General features: G+C 70.0%; 1 protein-coding gene. It reads left to right on the forward strand.

Annotation, left to right across the window (positions count from 1 at the left end; genetic code table 11):
- A partial coding sequence (locus tag DW309_RS10970; RefSeq protein WP_136045392.1) for a PCRF domain-containing protein occupies positions 1-616 on the forward strand: 616 nt, incomplete at both ends.

Genomic DNA, 616 nt, shown 5'->3' on the forward strand with positions numbered 1-616 from the left:
CGGCGGTCGACGACCTGGAGGCGGCGAGGGAGCTGGCGCGCGAGGACGAGGCGTTCGCCGCCGAGGTCCCCGCGCTGGAGGAGGGCGTGCAGGCCGCGCAGGAACGCCTGCGCCGACTGCTCATCCCGCGCGACCCCGACGACGCCCGCGACGTGATCATGGAGATCAAGGCGGGGGAGGGCGGTGCCGAGTCGGCGCTGTTCGCCGCCGACCTGCTGCGCATGTACATCCAGTACGCCGCGTCGAAGGGCTGGAAGACCGAGCTGCTGGAGCGCAACGAGTCCGACCTCGGCGGCTACAAGGATGTGCAGGTCGCGATCAAGGGCTCCTCGTCCGATCCGGCCCAGGGCGTGTGGGCGCACCTCAAGTACGAGGGCGGCGTGCACCGCGTGCAGCGGGTACCGGCGACGGAGTCCCAGGGCCGCATCCACACCTCCACCACCGGGGTGCTGGTCTTCCCGGAGGTCGATGAGCCGGAGGAGATCCACATCGACCAGAACGACCTGAAGATCGACGTGTTCCGCTCTTCGGGCCCCGGGGGGCAGTCCGTCAACACGACCGACTCGGCGGTGCGCATCACCCATGTGCCGACGGGCATCGTCGTGTCGATGCAGAA

Origin of the sequence: Microbacterium sp. K41, assembly GCF_004794395.1 — a bacterium.
Classification (GTDB): Bacteria; Actinomycetota; Actinomycetes; order Actinomycetales; family Microbacteriaceae; genus Microbacterium; species Microbacterium sufflavum.